The sequence below is a fragment of the Novosphingobium pentaromativorans US6-1 genome (assembly GCF_000767465.1).
Classification (GTDB): domain Bacteria; phylum Pseudomonadota; class Alphaproteobacteria; order Sphingomonadales; family Sphingomonadaceae; genus Novosphingobium; species Novosphingobium pentaromativorans.
On record NZ_CP009291.1, the window covers coordinates 3,267,366 to 3,286,056 of the forward strand.

An 18,691-nucleotide genomic window follows, 5' to 3' on the forward strand; every position below is an offset into this window, starting at 1 on the left:
TTGCATGTTGCTGCGGATATAGGAAGGCCGGCGCGGTCAGGCAAACCGCACCGGCTCAATTTGCATGGGGCTCTCGATCAGCCGAGCGTTCGGGGCAGCGCCCGCCGCAGGGTTTCGACGGCATCGAGCAGACCTGCCGCTTCTGCCGGAGCGAGACCGCCCCTGATCGACTTGCCGTCCTCGGCCTTGAACTTGAGTTGCCACGGCTTGCGGCTTTCCGGCGTGTAGCCTTCGGCAATCTCGCTCACGACGTACTCGGGCAGTTCGAAGACGAGGCGGGTGTGGCGGTTGCAGGCCCGGTGGATGGCATCGACCGGGGGGCAGTCTTCGTTCCACGCTTCGGCGATCAGCAGGTCGGCCTGGGCTGGTTGCCCACCGGCTTCGAACTTCACGCCGACCACACGCGGGGCCGGGCCGGGGTGGACCAGTTCGTGCCAGACCTGCCAGCGCACGGCGCCGGACTGTCGGTCGACCAGAGCCTTCAGGTGGACGTCACGTGCATGGGCCCCGCCGATGGTGCGGCTGCGGTCCCATGCCTCATGGGTGGACACGAGGACATGGGGGGAGGCTGGATCGTCGTGAATTTCGACCTGTTCGCGCACCTCATCGGGGGTGAGCTGCGCCAGGCCGGTCGGAAGCCGGTCGTAGGCGAGAGCGGAACCGGCCCCGGCGAATGGTGCGATCGCCAGCGCCAGAGGCATGAGCGAACGCGCGAGGATCATTGCGCGGTCTCTTCGCGAGCCGTCTCAAGCGCGAAGTCGGAGAGCAATGCTTCGCCCTGTTCCTTTACCATGCGGTGGCGGCAGGCGGGGTTCTTGGTGGGGTGCGCGGCGCAGGAAAGCGTTGCCTGTTCGTTGCCTTTTGTTTCCGAGGTATCGGTGCGGCTCATGCCGATCACGCCCTTGGCCCTGAGGAAAGGACGCTGCGGATAGGCCTGGGCGGCCGGAGCCGGTTCCACGCAGGCGAGGGCTGCCGGAGTGCAGGATGCGCCCGGGTTTGCGAGAGTGGAAATGGCGAAAAGCGCTACCGAAATCATTATATGCTCCCATGTGGAATCTTGATGCTTCCTGATTGGGAGTTATTCGTGTCCTGGTTCCTTCGTCTCTGTGACGAATTGTTTCCGGCGACTATTTTCGGAAATGAACGAGAAAGGCTTCGCTTGCGCTGGAGCAGGATTGCTTGTGGCGTGGCTCACGCTCAGTCCTTGCCTCCAACCGTGCGGTGCGCCCCGGCGCTGGCTGCGACATCGGCGCGGCAGGCGGGTCGAGACGAAGCCGCGGGTGCTGCGGCGGGTATGGCTGCGATCACCCTGAATGCCGTCCTCGGCATACGGGAAACAGTGGCTGATTCCGGAACCTTTCGAGAGGTGTTTGCCAAAAGGTAACCATTTCCGAAGATGATTTCGGAAGGCCTTCGCAGTTGCCGGATCCGATGCAGAACTTCCAACCCAGCCTCGTGCGCTATCATCTCGAAGTGCTGGTCGTCGATGACGACGATCTGATGAGCGATGTCCTCACGGTGCATCTCGAGGCGCTGGGCTGCAATGTCGCTTGTGCGGCAAGCGCGGAAGAAGCGCTTGCGCTGCTCGCGCGCAAGCCGGTCGACCTGCTGGTCACCGACTGGCAGATGCCGGGGATGGACGGGATGGATCTGGTCCGCCATGTCCGCGCCGGTCGCAGCGAGGACAGCTACCTTCACGTCGTGATGTTCACCGCGCGCAACGATGAACTCGTGATCCGCCGGGCCATGGAAGCGGGCGTCGATGATTTCCTATTCAAGCCCTTCGAGCAGGTCCAGCTCGAACTGGCGCTGCAAGGCGCGCAGCGCAATCGCCTGCTCCATCGCCGCCTGCAGCGCCGCAACAGCCTGCTGGAAGTGGCCCATCGCCGCACCCGCGAAGCGCTCGACCGGGTACGCGCCGACCTTGACGCGGCCACGGCCCTGCATGCGCGGCTACTGCCGGCCGAAGGGCTCGTGGGCGCACTGAACTTTCGCCACCTTTACCGCCCTGCGGCGATGCTCGGCGGCGACTCGATCGGCGTATCGCCCTTGCGAGAGGGCGGAGCGCTGTTCTTCCTGATCGACGTGTGCGGCCACGGCGTGCCGGCAGCGCTCGATTCGTTCCACCTGCATCATCGCATCAAACAGCTCCGCCCGAAGTCGCCCGCCGATCTCGTGCAGTCGCTCGAAGCGATCAACCGCGAGATCCTTGACCGCGGGGACGAAAGCTATGCCACGATTGCATGCGGCATCGTCCGGCCCGAGCGCGAGGAGTGCTGGATGGTCTGCGCCGGCCACCCGCGCCCGCTGATCGCCATTGGAGACGAGGTCCTGATCCCCGAAGTCGAGTACGGCATGCCGGTGGGCTGGTTCGCCGATGCATCCTGGAAGCCGACGCGCTTTGCCTTCCCTCCCGGCGCAAGACTGGTGCTCTATTCTGACGGCGTGACCGAATGCAGCAACAGTGCCGGCGAGCAGTTCGGGGTGGAGAGGTTGGTGCGGACGCTCGCAAGCAATGCCGGCAAGCGGATACGCAACTTTGTGGGCGAACTGGAAAGGGGCATGCTGGCCAGGCGGTCGAGCGCCGGCTTCGAGGATGACATTTCGCTCCTCGTGATCGAGAACAAGATTCTGGAGATACAATCGGCATGACGGGCAACACGCAGATCTTGCGGATCCTGATCCAGCATCCCAGGCTCGATGCAGCGGCAGCTCCGGCGTTTCGCGATGAAATGGCGGGAACTTTCGCGAACCGTCCCGAACGCGTGCTGATCGATCTCGGGCAGGTGGAATTCATCGACAGCACCGGGCTCGGCGTGCTCGTCTCGCTGATGAAGCAGATGGGGCCGGGCGGCCGGATCGCGGTCGTCGGAGCCAATGCGGCGGTGCGCCGCCTGTTTCAGATCACGCGGCTCGATACGTTGTTCGTGATCTGCGATACCGAAGAACAGGTAGATGCCACTCTCGGCTGACCCGCCCGCCGTCATCGCCATCGCGGCGAACCTCGCTCAGGTTCGCCGTCTTGCAGCTTTTCTCAAGGAATTCCGGGCCCGCGAAAGCGTGGACGATCTGGCGGCGTTCGATCTTGAAATGGCCCTGGTCGAAGCGGCGAACAATGTCGCCGAGCACGGCTACGCCAACAGCGGGCAGGGCGAAATGACGCTGGAAGTCGTCGCGGAGGCAGACGCCTTGCGCCTGGTTCTGAGCGACGGCGGCGCGCCGGTGCCGGATGGGTACTTCACGCAATGCCGGATGGTCGATCCCGAAGCGACCCATGGCCGCGGCTGCAACATCATCCAGGCCTGCGTCGACCAAATCGACTATGTCAGCGCGGACGGCATCAACCGCCTCACGCTGGTGAAGCGCCTTCAGTCCTGAGCCTTGCCTAGCGTGGTTGCCGCATCCCGGACCGGAGCGGCATGATCGGGCACCGGCTTGCCGGCTTCGCGCTGGAGGTTGCGGTCCTCGATGTGCACGGCCAGGACTCCGGCGCCGATCAGCACTATGGCCGTGATGATCTGGCTGCTGCCGCGGCGCCGTCACTTGTGTTCATCGGTTATATAACTGTGCGAAAGTGTTCGGAATGCTTGCCATGATGCGCGGCGGGGGCGTATTGTCAGGCATCAATCGAAGCCGCGGGGGCAACTCCGAGCTGAGATTTTGACTGACCGCGCTTTCGCTTATCGGCAATGCGGTAATCGATCGACGCCCTTGGCCATGATCCCGGCTGGGAGTTGCAGGCAGAACATTTCCCCTCGGCTGAGAGCGTGGGAGAGATGTCCATGGCAATAGCGCGTCCTGCCGGTTCACTTCATGCCGGCGATGAGATCCACATCCGCAAGATCGGCCTGCATGACCTGATGACGGCCCTTGCCCAGGGATGGGACGATTTCCTCGACAAACGGGGGGATCTCGTTTTCGTCGGGCTGATCTATCCTGCGGCGGTGATGCTTGCGGGCATCTATGCCTATCAGGAATCGGTGCTGCCCCTTGTCTTCCCCATCGTGGCCGGTGCGGTCCTGCTTGGGCCTGCCGTGGCGAGCGGCTTTTATGAACTGGCCCGGCGCCGCGAACTTGGCCTCGATGCCCGCTGGCGGCATTTCCTGGATGTCTTCCACGGCCCTGCGGCCCTGTCTGTCATCAGCCTTGCCGCGGTTGTGGCGCTGCTCTTCGTGGTCTGGCTGATCGCGGCCTGGTATATCTATGCGACGACCTTCGGCGCGGCCTATCCGGATGCGGCCCGCAACGTGGGGACTTTCTTCCATACCGTGCTGTCGACTTCGGAAGGCTGGCGGATGATCGTCATCGGCAACCTGGTCGGCTTCGGCTTTGCCGTCGTCGTTCTTGCCATGAGCTTCATCTCCTTCCCGATGATGGTCGATGATCGCGTCGACTGGGGAACCGCGATGCGCACATCCGTCCGCGTGGCGATGAAAAGCCCCGGCACGACTGCGATCTGGGGTGTGATGGTGGTCGGAATGCTGGTGCTGGGAGCGCTTCCGGCGCTGATCGGCCTGGCGGTGGTGCTGCCTGTACTCGGTTACGCTACCTGGCACCTCTACACACGGGCTGTGGTGCGCTGAGCGCCGCTACTGCGCCGCCGTTTCCCCGGCCGGCTCCTTGGGCCGGGGAAGCGGCGGCGCACTGCCGCCCAGCGTGGCGAGATAGCGAATGACCGCTGCCCGGTCCTCGGGCTTGCGCAGACCGGCAAAGCCCATCCTGTTTCCCGGAATGTCCCGTGCGGGCGAGGCGAGGTAGTCGAACAGGTTTTCGTAGGACCAGTTTCCGGGCTCCGATTTCATGGCATCGGAATAGGCGAAACCGGCATGAGAGCCGATGTCGCGGCCAACCACGCCCCACAGGTTCGGACCGATCCTGTTCGGGCCGCCTTGGGTGAAATCGTGGCAACTGGCGCAGACCTGTGACTTGGCCTGGCCGACTTGCGGCTCGGCGCCTGCTAGCAGGGTGCCCAGGTCCACAGGTGCGGCCTCCGGCTGCGGGGCAGGCGCAGCAATCGGCATCGGCTCGCGGCTGCCCATGCCGTGCATGTAGGCCATCATGCGCGCCCGCTCGCTCGGGTCGTGCATGGCGTTGGGCCAGCCCCGCTGCACCGCGCCCATATCCATTGGCGCTGCGTCGTTCTCCATCGGATCGTAGCCGAGCTGGCCGCCCGGGGGTTTGCTCATGAGGTGATCGAAGAAAAATCCCAGCCCCCACGCGACGCCGACCGTTGCCGCAATGCACAGTCCCGCCGCCGTCCATCTCGACCGGATCATGGTTCAGCCTCCTCCGCCGAAGAAGATCGCCCGCGTCCAGAACGTGTAGTCGGACTCGAACAGCATGATCCGCACCAGCACCAGCAGCACCAGCGGCGGGACCAGGATCGCGTAGATCAGCGACAGCCGCTCCCACGCCATGTGCATGAAGATCGACACGATCAGCCCGGCCTTGAGCAGCATGAACACGATGATCAGCGTCCAGCGCACGATCCCCTGAACGTGGAAGTAGTCGACCAGGTAGGACAGCGTGGACAGGACGAAGAGATAGCCCCAGACCTTGAGGTAAAGCCCCAGCGGATGCTGCTGATGCCCGTCCTCATGCGCGGATGCGCTCGGGGCCTCTTGGGCGGTCGCGGTGTCATGGTCCATGCCGTGCTTCCTTTCGCGTCACCACAGGTAGAAGAATGCGAAGATGAAGACCCATACGAGGTCGACGAAGTGCCAGTAGAGGCCTGCGATCTCGACGGCGGAATAGTCGCCCTTGCGGTCATAGTGACCGCGCAGGACCAGCGTTGCGACGATCAGCAGCATGATCACGCCGCAGGTGACGTGCAGGCCGTGGAAGCCGGTGATCATGAAGAAGCTGGCGCCGAACTGCGGCGCGCCCATCGGGTTGGCCCAGGGCCGCACGCCTTCCTCGACGATCAGCTTGGTCCACTCGAATGCCTGCATGCCCACGAAGGTCGCCCCGAACAGGGCAGTGGCGAACATCAGCGCGGCAGTCTTGCGGCGATCGCCGCGGTATCCGTAGTTCACCGCCAGCGCCATCGTGCCGCTGGAACTGATCAGCACGAAAGTCATGATCGCGATCAGGATCAGCGGTATCGGCTCGCCGCCGAAGCTTAGCGCGAAGACCTCGGCGGTATTGGGCCAGGGCAGGCTCGCCGATGCGCGCATCGTCATGTAGGCGGTAAGGAAGCAGGAGAAGATGAAGGTATCGCTGAGCAGGAAGATCCACATCATCGCCTTGCCCCAATGGGTGTGGCGAAAGACTTCCTGATCCGCAGACCAGTCCGCGGCGATCGACTGGATGCCCTGCGCGGCGTCGCGCGGTTCCAACTGGCTTGTCGTTACGTGGTCCATGTTCCCATCGTCCCGCCTCTTTTCAGGTCGCAACCAGCAGCGCCGCCAGCAGCAGCCAGACGGCCAGCAGGTAGTGCCAGTAGATCGTACAGAGCCGGACATTGCGGCAGATCCGCTGCCCGTCGGCGCGGATCGCCATCTGGCCGAGCGTGCGTCCGCCCGCGAAGATCCCGCCTGCCAGGTGCAGGCCATGGATCGCCGTCAGCAGATAGAAGAAGGCATTGGCGGGATTGGCCGAGAGGTAATAGCCCGCGGTCTGGTAGTGCCACCAGAGCAGCACCTGCCCGACAAGGAACAGCAGTCCCAGTGCATTGCCCGCCAGCACCATCGTTCGCATGCGGGGCACGTCGTCCCGGCGCGAGGCACGGGCGGCGGCTTCCCAGGCAAGGCTGCTGAGCAGCAGTATCGCGGTGTTGATCCAGAGCAGCGGCGGCTCGGGCATCGGGCGCCAGTCGTCGCCCGTTCCGTGATCGACCGCACCGGGGACGCCCATGCGCACCAGGTAGGCCGCCGCGAGCAGCGTGAAAATGACGGTGGCGACGCCGAAATAGACATAGACGCCCACCGTCGCGGCCGCTGGGCGATAGCTGTCCGGCTCGCGGTAACGGTCGATGCCGGGGGTCTCCCAGCTCTTCTCGGCAAGCCGCGAAATCAGGCTCATGGCAGCACCTCCTCGGAAGGCGCATCGGCAGATGGCGGCTCGTTCTGGGCGATGAAGTCGCGCGCGGCGTGGGGGACGCTGTAGTCATAGGCCCAGCGGTAGACGGTGGGAAGGCGTGGCCCCCAGTTGCCATGACCCGGCGGGGTCTCAGGCGTCTGCCATTCGAGGCTGGCCGCGCCCCAGGGGTTGGGATCGGCCTTGGGTCCCCGGAAATAGCTCCAGATCATGTTGTAGAAAAACAGGAACTGCGCGGCGAAGACGACGATCGCTGCTACCGATATCGCCTCGTTGGCGAGGTGCGCGGATTCGGGAATGAAGCTTGTCTCGCCCAGCGCATAGTAGCGGCGCGGTACGCCCAGGATGCCGAGGTAGTGCATCGGCAGGTACACCGCATAGACGCCAAGGAACGTGACCCAGAAATGGATCTGGCCCAGCGTCTCGTTCCACATCCTCCCGGTGATCTTGGGATACCAGTGGTAGATTGCACCGAAGATCACGAGGATCGGCGATACGCCCATGACCATGTGGAAGTGGCCGACGACGAAGAACGTGTCGCTCAAGGGGACGTCGACGCTGACATTGCCGAGGAACAGGCCGGTCAACCCGCCGTGGATGAAGGTGAACAGGAAGGCGATGGCGAACAGCATCGGCACGCGCAGGTGAATGTCCCCGCGCCACAGGGTCAGCAGCCAGTTGTAAACCTTGATCGCGGTCGGGATCGCGATGATCAGGGTCGAGGTCGCGAAGAAGAACCCGAAGTACGGATTCATGCCCGAGACGTACATGTGGTGCGCCCAGACCAAAAAGCTCAGCCCGCCGATGACCACGATGGCCCAGACCATCATGCGGTAGCCGAAGATGTTCTTGCGCGCGTGCACGCTGATCAGGTCGGACACGATGCCGAAGGCGGGCAGGGCGACAATGTAGACTTCGGGGTGGCCGAAGAACCAGAACAGGTGCTGGAACAGGAGCGGGCTGCCGCCCTGCGTGCTGCTCTCCTGCCCCATCGTCATCATCGCCGGCATGAAGAAACTGCTTCCCAGCAAATGGTCGAGCAGCATCATGATCGCCGCCACGAACAGCGCGGGAAAGGCCAGCAGGCCCATGATCGAGGCGATGAAGATGCCCCACACGGTCAGCGGCATGCGCATCAGCGTCATGCCGCGGGTACGGGCCTGCAGCACGGTCGTCACGTAGTTGAGGCCACCCATGGTGAATGCGATGATGAAGATCGCCAGGCTGCCCAGCATGGTGACGATGCCCCACTGGTTGCCGGGCGTGCCTTCGCTGATCGCCTGCGGGGGATAGAGCGTCCAGCCCGCGCCGGTCGGTCCGCCGGGCACGAAGAAGCCGGAGACGAGCACCAGGACGGAGAGCAGATAGATCCAGTAGCTGAGCATGTTGACGAAGGGGAACACCATGTCCCGCGCGCCGATCATCAGCGGGATCATGTAATTGCCGAAACCGCCCAGCAGCAATGCGGTCAGCAGGTAGACCACCATGATCATCCCGTGCATCGATACGTATTGCAGGTAGTTTTCCGGCTGGATCCACGGGATCAGGCCGGGAAAGCCAAGCTGCAGGCGCATCAGCACCGAGAGGACGAGCGCAACCAGCCCGATGGCGATGGCCGTGACGCCATACTGGATCGCGATGACCTTGTGGTCCTGGCTCCAGACGTATTTGCCGACCCAGGTCTTGGGATGATGCATCGGCCTCAGGTCGTCGGCAATCGTCGTAGCCATCAGCGCACCCCCCAGGTTGCCGGCGTCGAACAGGAATTGGCTTTGCGGAACATTTCCGTGACGGCATCTGGGCTGGACATCGCCAGGAGCTGGTTGAAGCTCTCCTGCTGTCCCAGCCATGCCTCGAAGCTTTCGCGTGGCTCTACCACCACCTTGCCGCGCATTTCATGGTGACCCACGCCGCACAGTTCGGCGCAGAGAATGTCGAAGGTTCCGATGGTCGTTGGCGTCATCCAGAAATAGGTGACGAGGCCGGGGACGAGATCCATCTTGGCCCGGAATTCCGGCACGTAGAAGTCGTGCAGCACGTCCTTGGAGCGCAGCACCAGCTTGACCGACTTGCCCTTGGGCAGGTGCAGTTCGTTGCCCTGCACGAGAATGTCGTCGCGGCCGAAGGGGTCGAGCGGATTGACGCCGAAGGGATTGTCCGGCGTCATGTACTGCACGCCGGCGGTTCCGAGCACGCCGTCAGGCCCGGGGTAGCGGAAGGTCCACTGCCACTGCTGGCCGATCGCCTCGACGACGGCGGCATCCTTGGGCACGTCGACGTACTTGCCCCAGGCGACGAGGCCGGGGGCGAGCATCCCGACGATGCCAAGGCCGGTCCAGAAGGTCAGCGTCTTTTCGAGCCGGGGGCTCTCCGGCGCATAATGGGCGCGGCTGCCGGGGCGGTGGCGGAAGCGCACTATCGCAAGCGCCAGGAACAGATTGAGCGACACGAAGGCGATCGCGCAGATCAGCAGGGTGATGTGCAGGGCGGAATCGATCGAGTCCCAGTTGGACGCAAGCGGCGTCTGCCACCACGGACTGAGCAGGTGGAATACGATCGAGCCGAGCACGAGCGCCACTATGGCGATCGCAACGCGCATAGGCCTCTCCCCCTATTACCGGGCGAGCCTTTGCCGTTTCAGTGGCAAGTTTCGACTCGCCGGGTCGGATTTAACCAACCCGAAGAGCTATATAGAAAAATGCACAGATAAGGAAGCTTGGCGCCATACGGCGCCGTTGTCCGGCGTTACTCGCTCTGGCTGGGCAGGGGCTCGGGACGCACTCCGTCCTTGAGAAAGGCGTATTCCTCGGAAGACTCGGCCTTGGCGAGAAGGTCCTGCAGGGCGCGGTATCGTTGCAGGACCGTTTCGCCAAGCGTGGAAAGCCGGGCCCCGCGTTCGTGGCTGCCTCCGGCGACCGTTTCCACCAGCGGTTCGGTCCAGCAGCGGTTCATCGCGTCGACCAGCAGCCATGCCCGGCGATAGCTCATGCCCATCGCGCGCGCCGCTGCCGAGATGGAGCCTTCACGCCCGATCGCGTCGAGCAGGTCTGCCTTGCCCGGCCCCATGGCGATTTCGTCTCCGCAATAGAGGCGTGCGTGGAGCTTGAGGCGGGGCGTTTCGGACATGGCGCGATAGTGGCCTCAAATCCGGCGCTTTTCCAGCTTGCGTGCCAGCGTACGGCGATGCAGCCCGAGGCGGCGGGCCGCCTCGGAAATGTTGAAGTCGCACTCGACCAGGGTCTGGTGGATATATTCCCACTCCAGCGTCTTGATCGAGCTCTTGCGCCCGTCGACCGGGACGTTGGGATCGCCCTGCGCACTGGAGAAGGCGGCCTCGATGTCGTCGGTATTCGATGGCTTGGCCAGGTAATGCGCCGCGCCCAGCTTGATCGCCTCGACGGCCGTGGCGATGCTGGCATAGCCGGTGAGGACGACGATATGCGTATCGGGCCGCAGGGCGTGGAGCGACTGGACCACCGTGAGCCCGGAATCGTTGCCCAGCTTTAGGTCGACCACGGCATAGTCGAAGTCATCTGCACGGGCGAGCTCGTCGGCCTCTGCCGCCGACGATGCCGAGGCGACGATGTAGCCGCGTCGCTCGAAGGAGCGGCGCAGGGTGCGCCCGAAGGCGGGATCGTCCTCGACGATCAGCAGGGTGGGCTTGTCTTCGCTGCGCTCGCTCGTGGTCATGCCTGGTTGTCCTTGCCATAGGCGAGCGCTGCAAGCGGCAGGATCAGCCGCACGGTCGCGCCGCCCATTTCGCGGTTCTCGACGATGACACGGCCGCCCAGCTTGCGCACCACATTGACCACCAGAAACAGGCCAAGGCCGCCGCCGTCGCGTCCCTTGGTCGAGGAATAGGGCTGGCCGACGCGAGCGAGCATCTCTTTCGAGAAGCCCGGGCCGATATCGCTGACCGCGATGACGATATTGCCGCTTTCGCGCGCAATTTCGAAGATGACAAGGTCGGGCGAGACTTCCTGCGCATTGTCTATTACATTGCCGATGACCTGGCGCAGGCCGGGGTCGGCGACAATCGTCGCATCCTCACCGAAGCGATTCACGAAGCGCAGTTCGCCGTCCATGCGGCTCTGCCATTCCTCGACGATTTCCCCGAACAGGGTGTGGACCGTCGAGATGCTGGGGTTTTCGCCGCGCATTTCACCGGCCGACATCAGGATCCCGGTGACGATCGTCTTGCAGCGTTCCAGCTCGACGCGCATGTCGGCAAGGTCCTCGCCGAGTTCGCCGTTGGCCTTGATCTCGGGCAGGTGGGCCCAGTCCCCGAGGATCACCGACATGGAGGAGAGGGGTGTGCCCAGTTCGTGCGCCGCGCCCGATGCGAGCAGGCCCATGCGGATGATGTGGTCTTCCTCGGCAGCCTGCTGGCGCAGCGCGGCAAGCGCCTTGTCGCTCTCGCGCCGGTTGCGGTCGAGCCGCACGACGAAGAAGACGAGCAGGACTGCGGCAAGCAGAAAGCAGAACAGGCTGCCGAAGATGTAGAGCCGGAACGGGTTGTCGGAATGCGGCGCGGGCAGTTCGAGCGGCACGTACTGGAAGGTGAGCAGCACCATGCACAGGCAGGTGTTGAGCGCGACCAGCCAGCTCCAGCGCGGCTCGAGGATGACGGCGCCGATCACGATCTGCAGCAGGAACAGGAACGTGAAGGGGTTGGTCGCGCCGCCGCTGTGGTAGAGCTGCCAGCACAGTGCGACGACGTCGATCATCAGCGCCACGAACAGCTCGGCCTGGGAAAAGGCACGGCGGCGACGGATGACGCTTGCCGAGCCGAGGTTCACCAAGATCAGCAGCAGCGGAGCGATCAGCAACGCGGCGAGCGGCAGGTGAACATGCAGGAACTGCTTGACCGAGACGATGGTGATCAGCTGGCCGATCACCGCGATCCAGCGCAGCTGCATCAGCAGGATGACGCTGCGCCAGGTCTCGCTGCCGGACTTCGGAAAGGCGGCCAGTCTCAGCACGCCTGCCTGCCGCCCTTGCGCGTCCAGACGAAGACCGTCGCTGCAATCGACATGAATGCCATCGCGAACCAGGTCAGGGCATAGCCGAGGTGGTTGTCGGGGAAGTGGATAACGGTGAGGCCCGGCTTCGGGGCCAGGCCGCCCGGTGCCTTGCCTGCGCCGCTCTCGCTCTGCGCATCGATGAAGACCGGCGCTGCCGGCCCAAGCTGGCGCGACCGGGACAGGGCGGCGATGTCACGCGAGTACCAGCGCTCCTCCCCGGGGCGGTTCGACTGCAGCAGGCTGCCGCCCGGTTCGTCCTCGCGCATCAGCCCGATCACCGAGACCCGGCCCTGCGGCACGCCCTTGCGGACTTGCGCCAGCTTGCTCCCTTCGGGAAGGAAGCCGCGGTTGATCCAGACCAGCCTGCCGTCGTCCATGCGCATCGGCGTCATCGTCCAGTACCCGGTTCCCAGTTCGGTGGCCGCCCGCACCAGTGCGGAGGCCCGGCCGATATAGGTGCCGCTTGCGCGCACGCGAAGATATTCGGTGCCGTCGCTGCCTTTCGCTATCAGCTCGGCATTGCCGGGCAGGGCGGCGGGCGCGGCATGGACGCGCGCGTCGACCCGCGCGATCAGCGCGTGCTTCCAGTGCATGCGCTGGATCTGCCACAGGCCAAGTGCGGCAAAACCGACCGTCAGCAAAAGCAGAAGCGCGGCGAACCCGAAGGGCCGCCGCGCTTGCTTGATCTCCGGCCCTGCTGAGCGGGTCCCGGTCAGGGCAACTGCCCCATATCGTGGCTCATCGGCATCATGTTGTGATTGAGGTGGTACATGACCCAGAGCGAACCGGAAAGCGCGATCACGACTATGATGATCGTGAAGATCAGCGCCATGACCGTCCAGCCATTCTCGGCCTTCGTGTTCATGTGCAGGAAGTAGATCATGTGGACCACGATCTGCACGATGGCGAATGCCATGATGACGAGGGCCGTCGCCTGCTTGTCGGCGATGGCGCCGGTCATCACCAGCCAGAACGGGATTGCGGTCAGGATGACCGATAGGAAGAACCCGATCAGGTAGTCGCGCATGGAGCCGTGGCTGCCGTGATCTCCGTCATGGTGGCCAACGGCATGGTGATCGTCGGCGTGCGGGTGCGGGTGGATGTGGTGGTCGGCAGCGCTCATCACAGCATTCCCATGAGATAGACGAAAGTGAAGACGCCGATCCAAATGACGTCGAGGAAGTGCCAGAACAGCGAAAGGCACATCAGGCGGCGCTTGTTGGCCGGGATGAGGCCCTTCTTCGCGATCTGGCTTACCAGCGTGAAAAGCCAGACGAGACCGAAGGTGACGTGCAGGCCGTGGGTGCCCACCAGCGAGAAGAACGCGGTGAGGAAGCCCGAACGCATCGGCGTCGCGCCTTCGTGGATGAGGTGTGCGAACTCGTAGAGCTCGATCGAGAGGAACGCGGCGCCGAACACGGCGGTGACGAGCAGCCAGATCTGGGTCTGGCCGACGCGGTTCTTCTCCATCGCGAGCATGGCAAAGCCGTAGGTGATCGAGGAGAACAGCAGCATCGCGGTGTTGAGCGCGACGAGCGGCAGCTCGAACAGGTCCTTGGGGCCCGGGCCCGCGGCGAAGTTACCGCCCAGGACACCGTAGGCCGCGAACAGCATCGCGAAGATGAGGCAGTCGCTCATCAGGTAGAGCCAGAAGCCGAGCATGGTGCTGCCGCCTTCGGGATGGTCGTGCTCGTTCAGGTCGTAGAACGCGGCGGTGATCTCGGCCGGGCTCGCCTTGGGCGAGGATTGCATGGTGGTGGCGTTCATGTCTCAGGCTCCCGCCGCCGCAAGCTGGCGGTCGCGCGCGGCCTCGGTCTCGATGACCGTCTCGACCGGGATGTGGTAGTCGCGCTTGTAGTTGAAGGTATGGGCGATGGCGTAGCCGAGGATGCCGGCGAAGGAGAGCGCCGCCAGCCACCAGATGTACCAGATCATCGCGAAGCCGAAGACCAGCGAGAGACCGGCCAGGATCGCGCCCGCGCCCGTGCCCTTGGGCATGTGGATCGGGCGGAAGCCGCTGGTCGGACGCTCCACGCCGCAGCGCTTCATGTCGTCCCAGGCGTCGATGTCGTGGACGATCGGCGTAAAAGCGAAGTTGTATTCCGGCGGGGGCGAGCTGGTCGACCACTCAAGGGTGCGGCCGTCCCACGGATCGCCGGTCTCGTCCTTCAGTTCCTCGCGCTTCCAGATCGAGACGGCGAACTGCACCAGCATCGCGGCAATGCCGAGCGCGATCAGGAAGGCGCCGAAGGCCGCAACGATGAAGAAGGGCTGGAGCGAGGGATCGTCGAACACGCGCATCCGGCGGGTAACGCCCATCAGGCCCAGGATGTAGAGCGGCATGAAGGCGAACCAGAAGCCGGGGATCCACAGCCAGAAGCTGACCTTGCCCCAGAACTCGTTGAGCTTGAAGCCGAAGGCCTTGGGCCACCAGTAGTTGATTGCCGCGAAGATGCCGAACAGTACCCCGCCGATGATCACGTTGTGGAAGTGGGCGATCAGGAACAGCGAGTTGTGCAGCACGAAGTCGGCAGGCGGCACTGCGAGCAGCACGCCGGTCATGCCGCCGACCACGAAAGTCAGCATGAAGGCGACCGTCCACATCATCGGCAGCTCATAGCGGATGCGTCCGCGGTACATCGTGAACAGCCAGTTGAAGAGCTTCGCGCCCGTCGGGATCGAGATGACCATAGTGGTGATCCCGAAGAACGAGTTGACGCTTGCCCTCGAACCCATCGTGAAGAAGTGGTGCAACCACACGACGTACGACAGGATGGTGATGACCAGCGTGGCGTAGACCATCGAGGAGTAGCCGAAGAGGCGCTTGCCGCAGAAGGTGGAGGTGACTTCCGAGAAGACGCCGAAGAGCGGCAGGATGAGGATGTAGACCTCTGGGTGGCCCCAGATCCAGATCAGGTTCACGTACATCATGGCGTTGCCGCCGAAGTCGTTCGTGAAGAAGTTGAAGCCGAGATAGCGGTCCGCGGTCAGCATCGTCATCACGGCCGTCAGCACCGGGAAGGCGGCAACGATCAGGATGTTGGTGCACAGTGCGGTCCAGGTGAAGATCGGCATGCGCATCATGGTCATGCCCGGCGCCCGCATCTTGACGATGGTCGCGATCAGGTTGACGCCGGATAACAGCGTGCCGACACCGGCTATCTGCAGGGCCCAGATGTAGTAGTCGACGCCGACCCACGGGCTGTACGCGAAGTTGGACAGCGGCGGGTACGCCAGCCAACCGGTCTGCGCGAACTCGCCGACGAACAGGCTCATCATCACGAGAACCGCGCCGGCCGTCGTCATCCAGAAGCTGAAGTTGTTGAGGAAGGGGAAGGATACGTCGCGCGCGCCGATCTGCAGCGGCACGATGTAGTTCATCAGGCCGGTGACGAAGGGCATCGCCACGAAGAAGATCATGATCACGCCGTGGGCGGTGAAGATCTGGTCGTAGTGATGGGCGTTGAGGTAACCCTCATTGCCGTTGAAGGCGATCGACTGCTGGATGCGCATCATCACCGCGTCGGCAAAGCCGCGCAGGAACATGACGAGGCCCAGCACCATGTACATGATGCCGATCTTCTTGTGGTCCACGCTGGTGAACCACTCCTTCCAGAGATAGCCCCAGAGCTTGAAATAGGTCAGCCCGGCAAGCAGCGCCGCGCCGCCGAGGGCGACGACGACGAAAGTCGCCAGGACGATCGGTTCGGTGGGAATGGCATCCCACCACAGGCGGCCCAGCAACAGGCTCCAGTGCGAGTGATCTACGGCTTCCATGTCGTCAGTTCCGGGAAATCAGGAGGGGGCGCGCCGGCGCTTCGTCGTTTTGTTCCAGAGCGACGGACTGCGGGGCGGAAAGGCCGGCGCCGGTCAGCGAGCGCATGCTGGCGGGGGCCTTCACGGTATTGTCTGGGGCCTTGCCGGGCTCCTGCTTGCACAGGGCGCGGACCCAGGCCAGTTCGCGCTTGGTGGCGGCGTCGGGATTGGCGTTCGCCGCTGCCGAAGCCTGGCGGCCGTACTTGTCGTAGGCGAGCATCTCGACGTTGCGGATGCCGGCCTTGCCCAGGCCGCCGCGCGCGTCGATCGCCATCATCTCGCTCATGCACATCTTGCCCGGCTCCACGCACATGTCGAGGATGGCGCCGTAAAGGTCTGCATCGACCGAGGCATAGCGGGCGACCGGGTTCTTCTCGCTCGGCTTCTCAAGCTTCAGGTAAGTCGCGCGGTCGAGCGTGCCGGCGCTGTCCTTGCCTCCGGTCTTCACGCCATCGACCCACTTGGCGAAGTCCGCGTCGGAAACCGAATGCGTGGCAAAGCGCATGTGCGAGAAGCCTGCGCCCGAATAGTTGGCCGAAAAGCCGATGAAGTCGCCGGTCTCGTTCATCACTGCATGCAGGCGCGTTTCCATGCCCGGCATCGCGTAGATCTGGCCGGCCATGGCGGGCACATAGAACGAGTTCATCACGCTCGATGCGGTGATCTTGAACTGCAGCGGGCGGTTGGTCGGCACGACCAGTTCGTTGACGGTGGCGATGCCCTGCTCGGGGTAGATGAACAGCCACTTCCAGTCGAGCGCGACGACGTCGACCTCGAGCGGCTCGGCATCGTGCGCGACCGCGGTCTGCTTGTCGATGCGGCCGATCGTGCGATAGGGGTCGAGCAGGTGGGTGCCCACCCAGGTCAGCGCGCCCAGGCAGATGATGATGAGCAGCGGCGCCGCCCAGATTACCAGTTCCAGCTGGGTCGAGTGATCCCAGTCCGGCTCGTAGGTCGCTTCCTTGTTCGACGCGCGGTAACGCCACGCGAAGAAGATCGTGAGCGCCATGACCGGAACGATTATCAGCAGCATCAGCACGGTCGAGATGACGACGAGGTCACCTTGCTGTTGCGCGACATCGCCGGCCGGGTCGAGCACGACCGTATTGCAGGCGGAAAGGGCGCCCGTCAGCGCCAGGGCGGCGGCAGTGCGGGCGACGGGGACTCGGGCCAGCGCGGACAGAAGGCGCGGCGAAGGGGGAGACTCGGGAGAGCGCATGGCGCAGCGCCTAGGCCGATGCTGCGAATGCGAACATAGGACATTTTGTCCAATCCCCTTGATGGCGATCAATGACGATAGGGCGCAGATGTGACGTCGGGCGCCGCGTGCGTACCGCAAGTGATTCGTCCGTGACAGGCGCAGGATTGCAGCACCGGGCACGGACCAGAAACAAAGGCCGCGAGATCCAGATGACCAGCACCCCCCAGACCGGCGAAGGAGTCCGCGAAGCCCTGGGCCTGCCCATCTTCAAGGAACATCACAAGCCCTCGCCGGGCGAGATCGCCATTGGCGTGATCATTGGCCGCACCTCGGAATTCTTCGACTTCTTCGTCTATGCCATCGCTTCGGTGCTGGTGTTCCCGAAGCTGTTCTTCCCGTTCGTCGATGCGCTGACCGGCACGCTCTATTCCTTCGCGATCTTTGCGCTGGCGTTCATCGCACGCCCGGTCGGTTCGCTCGTCTTCATGGCCGTCGACCGGGCTTATGGCCGCGGCACCAAGCTGACGATCGCGCTGTTCATGCTTGGCGGCTCGACCGCATCGATCGCCTTCCTGCCTTCCTATGCCGATGCCGGGACCACCTCGATCTGGCTGCTGGCGCTGCTGCGCCTTGGCCAGGGCTTTGCGCTCGGCGGTACCTGGGACGGTCTCGCCTCGCTGCTCGCGCTCAACGCGCCGGAGAACCGCCGCGGCTGGTACGCGATGATCCCGCAGCTGGGCGCGCCGTTCGGCCTGATCGTGGCAAGCATGCTGTTCGCCTACATGATCGCTTCGCTGCCTGCTGCCGACTTCCTTGACTGGGGCTGGCGCTACCCGTTCTTCGTGGCTTTCGCGATCAACGTCGTCGCGCTCTTCGCGCGTCTGCGCATCGTCGTCACTTCCGAGTTCGAGCACTTGTTCAACAGCCGCGACCTGCAGCCGGTCAGCGTGCTCGGCACTATCCGCAGCGAGTGGCGCACCATCGTGATCGGCGCCTTCGCACCGCTTGCCAGCTTCGCGCTGTTCCACATGGTCTCGGTCTTCCCGCTGTCCTGGGTGTTCCTCTTCACCCGCGAAGCGCCGACGAGCTTCCTGCTGATCGAGGCGATGGCGGCAGCCTTCGGCGTCGTCGCTGTCATCGCCTCGGGCCGCCTGGCCGACAAGTACGGCCGTCGCCGCCTGCTGGGCGCCTGCGCCGTGGGCATCGCCGTGTTCTCCGGCTTCGCGCCGCAGCTGCTCGACGCAGGCACGGCCGGTGAGATCGTGTTCATGGTGATCGGTTTCATCCTGCTGGGCCTGGCCTTCGGGCAGTCCTCGGGCGTGGTCGCCTCGGGCTTCGCAAGCGAGCACCGCTACACCGGATCGGCGCTGACCAGCGACCTTTCCTGGCTCTTCGGTGCCGGCTTCGCGCCGCTGGCCGCGCTGCTGCTCTCGGTCAATTTCGGCCTGATCGCCTCGGGTGCCTACCTGCTATCGGGTGCGCTTGGTACGCTTTTGGCGCTCTGGTCCAACTCGGAGCTGGCAAGCCGCAACTGAAGCACCTGCCAGACGGATCCTATGAAGGCCGGGATGCGCCCTGCGTGTCCCGGCCTTTTTCGTCATTGCGAGAGGCG

Annotated in this window: 22 protein-coding genes; 5 read left to right on the forward strand and 17 right to left on the reverse strand. The window is 64.1% G+C overall.

Features of this window, described 5'->3' with window-relative positions; all coding sequences use genetic code 11:
- Positions 1–77: 77 nt before the first annotated feature.
- Together JI59_RS15250 and JI59_RS15255 are read right to left on the reverse strand one after the other, a co-directional pair.
- Complete coding sequence (locus tag JI59_RS15250; RefSeq protein ID WP_007011786.1) at positions 78–722, reverse strand: hypothetical protein; 645 nt, start codon at positions 720–722, stop codon at positions 78–80.
- Positions 719–1,036, reverse strand: coding sequence for a hypothetical protein (locus JI59_RS15255; RefSeq protein WP_007011785.1), 318 nt, complete (start codon positions 1,034–1,036; stop codon positions 719–721). Before JI59_RS15255 ends, JI59_RS15250 begins: the two co-directional genes overlap by 4 nt.
- Before the next feature lie 395 nt (positions 1,037–1,431).
- Here JI59_RS15255 and JI59_RS15260 point away from each other — a divergent pair, with 395 nt between their 5' ends.
- The 3 genes from JI59_RS15260 to JI59_RS15270 are packed head-to-tail and all read left to right on the forward strand — an operon-like array spanning position 1,432 to position 3,378.
- The gene (locus JI59_RS15260) at positions 1,432–2,652 is read left to right on the forward strand and encodes a PP2C family protein-serine/threonine phosphatase (protein WP_007011784.1); all 1,221 of its coding nucleotides are present in this window, start codon (positions 1,432–1,434) and stop codon (positions 2,650–2,652) included.
- Positions 2,649–2,972, forward strand: coding sequence for an STAS domain-containing protein (locus tag JI59_RS15265; protein ID WP_007011783.1), 324 nt, complete (start codon positions 2,649–2,651; stop codon positions 2,970–2,972). The genes JI59_RS15260 and JI59_RS15265 overlap by 4 nt, the downstream gene beginning before the upstream one ends.
- Positions 2,956–3,378 carry an ATP-binding protein gene (locus JI59_RS15270; protein ID WP_007011782.1) on the forward strand — a complete coding sequence of 141 codons (423 nt, stop codon included), beginning with the start codon at positions 2,956–2,958 and terminating at the stop codon, positions 3,376–3,378. Before JI59_RS15265 ends, JI59_RS15270 begins: the two co-directional genes overlap by 17 nt.
- Here the strand turns inward: JI59_RS15270 and JI59_RS28015 are convergent.
- A complete protein-coding gene (locus JI59_RS28015) occupies positions 3,369–3,503 on the reverse strand; it encodes a hypothetical protein (RefSeq protein ID WP_007011781.1) in 135 nt (44 codons plus the stop codon). The genes JI59_RS15270 and JI59_RS28015 overlap by 10 nt on opposite strands.
- 279 nt (positions 3,504–3,782) lie before the next feature.
- On the opposite strand from JI59_RS28015, the gene JI59_RS15275 reads away from it, so the two are divergent.
- Positions 3,783–4,583, forward strand: coding sequence for a DUF2189 domain-containing protein (locus JI59_RS15275; RefSeq protein ID WP_007011780.1), 801 nt, complete (start codon positions 3,783–3,785; stop codon positions 4,581–4,583).
- A 6-nt stretch (positions 4,584–4,589) separates the two neighbouring features.
- On the opposite strand, the gene JI59_RS15280 is transcribed toward JI59_RS15275, so the two are convergent.
- From JI59_RS15280 to cyoA, 14 genes are all read right to left on the reverse strand, one after another.
- Positions 4,590–5,276 (reverse strand): c-type cytochrome, encoded by a 687-nt coding sequence (locus JI59_RS15280; protein WP_007011779.1) that lies wholly within the window; start codon positions 5,274–5,276, stop codon positions 4,590–4,592.
- Positions 5,277–5,279: 3 nt separating this feature from the next.
- Positions 5,280–5,648, reverse strand: coding sequence for a cytochrome C oxidase subunit IV family protein (locus JI59_RS15285; RefSeq protein WP_007011778.1), 369 nt, complete (start codon positions 5,646–5,648; stop codon positions 5,280–5,282).
- An 18-nt stretch (positions 5,649–5,666) separates the two neighbouring features.
- Positions 5,667–6,362, reverse strand: a complete 696-nt coding sequence (locus JI59_RS15290) for a heme-copper oxidase subunit III family protein (RefSeq protein WP_007011777.1) — start codon at positions 6,360–6,362, stop codon at positions 5,667–5,669.
- A gap of 22 nt (positions 6,363–6,384) precedes the next feature.
- Positions 6,385–7,023, reverse strand: coding sequence for a cytochrome c oxidase subunit 3 (locus tag JI59_RS15295; RefSeq protein ID WP_007011776.1), 639 nt, complete (start codon positions 7,021–7,023; stop codon positions 6,385–6,387).
- Positions 7,020–8,768 carry a cytochrome c oxidase subunit I gene (locus JI59_RS15300; protein ID WP_007011775.1) on the reverse strand — a complete coding sequence of 583 codons (1,749 nt, stop codon included), beginning with the start codon at positions 8,766–8,768 and terminating at the stop codon, positions 7,020–7,022. The genes JI59_RS15295 and JI59_RS15300 overlap by 4 nt, the downstream gene beginning before the upstream one ends.
- On the reverse strand, positions 8,768–9,637 hold the full coding sequence (locus tag JI59_RS15305; protein ID WP_007011774.1) for a cytochrome c oxidase subunit II: 870 nt from the start codon (positions 9,635–9,637) through the stop codon (positions 8,768–8,770). The genes JI59_RS15300 and JI59_RS15305 overlap by 1 nt, the downstream gene beginning before the upstream one ends.
- Positions 9,638–9,783: 146 nt before the next feature.
- Positions 9,784–10,164 (reverse strand): winged helix-turn-helix domain-containing protein, encoded by a 381-nt coding sequence (locus tag JI59_RS15310; RefSeq protein ID WP_007011773.1) that lies wholly within the window; start codon positions 10,162–10,164, stop codon positions 9,784–9,786.
- Positions 10,165–10,179: 15 nt separating this feature from the next.
- Positions 10,180–10,728, reverse strand: coding sequence for a response regulator transcription factor (locus tag JI59_RS15315; RefSeq protein ID WP_007011772.1), 549 nt, complete (start codon positions 10,726–10,728; stop codon positions 10,180–10,182).
- Positions 10,725–12,020 (reverse strand): ATP-binding protein, encoded by a 1,296-nt coding sequence (locus JI59_RS15320; protein ID WP_007011771.1) that lies wholly within the window; start codon positions 12,018–12,020, stop codon positions 10,725–10,727. Before JI59_RS15320 ends, JI59_RS15315 begins: the two co-directional genes overlap by 4 nt.
- Positions 12,014–12,703: an SURF1 family protein gene (locus JI59_RS15325; RefSeq protein ID WP_007011770.1), complete on the reverse strand. Its 690-nt coding sequence runs from the start codon at positions 12,701–12,703 to the stop codon at positions 12,014–12,016. The genes JI59_RS15320 and JI59_RS15325 overlap by 7 nt, the downstream gene beginning before the upstream one ends.
- Positions 12,704–12,774: 71 nt before the next feature.
- Entirely contained in the window at positions 12,775–13,185 is a 411-nt protein-coding gene (gene cyoD, locus JI59_RS15330; RefSeq protein WP_038576294.1) for a cytochrome o ubiquinol oxidase subunit IV, read from the reverse strand.
- Positions 13,185–13,829, reverse strand: a complete 645-nt coding sequence (gene cyoC / locus JI59_RS15335; protein ID WP_007011768.1) for a cytochrome o ubiquinol oxidase subunit III — start codon at positions 13,827–13,829, stop codon at positions 13,185–13,187. Before cyoC ends, cyoD begins: the two co-directional genes overlap by 1 nt.
- A gap of 3 nt (positions 13,830–13,832) precedes the next feature.
- Entirely contained in the window at positions 13,833–15,839 is a 2,007-nt protein-coding gene (gene cyoB, locus JI59_RS15340) for a cytochrome o ubiquinol oxidase subunit I (protein ID WP_007011767.1), read from the reverse strand.
- Positions 15,840–15,843: 4 nt separating this feature from the next.
- On the reverse strand, positions 15,844–17,097 hold the full coding sequence (cyoA, locus tag JI59_RS15345; protein ID WP_007011766.1) for a ubiquinol oxidase subunit II: 1,254 nt from the start codon (positions 17,095–17,097) through the stop codon (positions 15,844–15,846).
- Positions 17,098–17,288: 191 nt separating this feature from the next.
- On the opposite strand from cyoA, the gene JI59_RS15350 reads away from it, so the two are divergent.
- Complete coding sequence (locus JI59_RS15350) at positions 17,289–18,614, forward strand: MFS transporter (RefSeq protein WP_007011765.1); 1,326 nt, start codon at positions 17,289–17,291, stop codon at positions 18,612–18,614.
- Positions 18,615–18,691 lie beyond the last annotated feature (77 nt).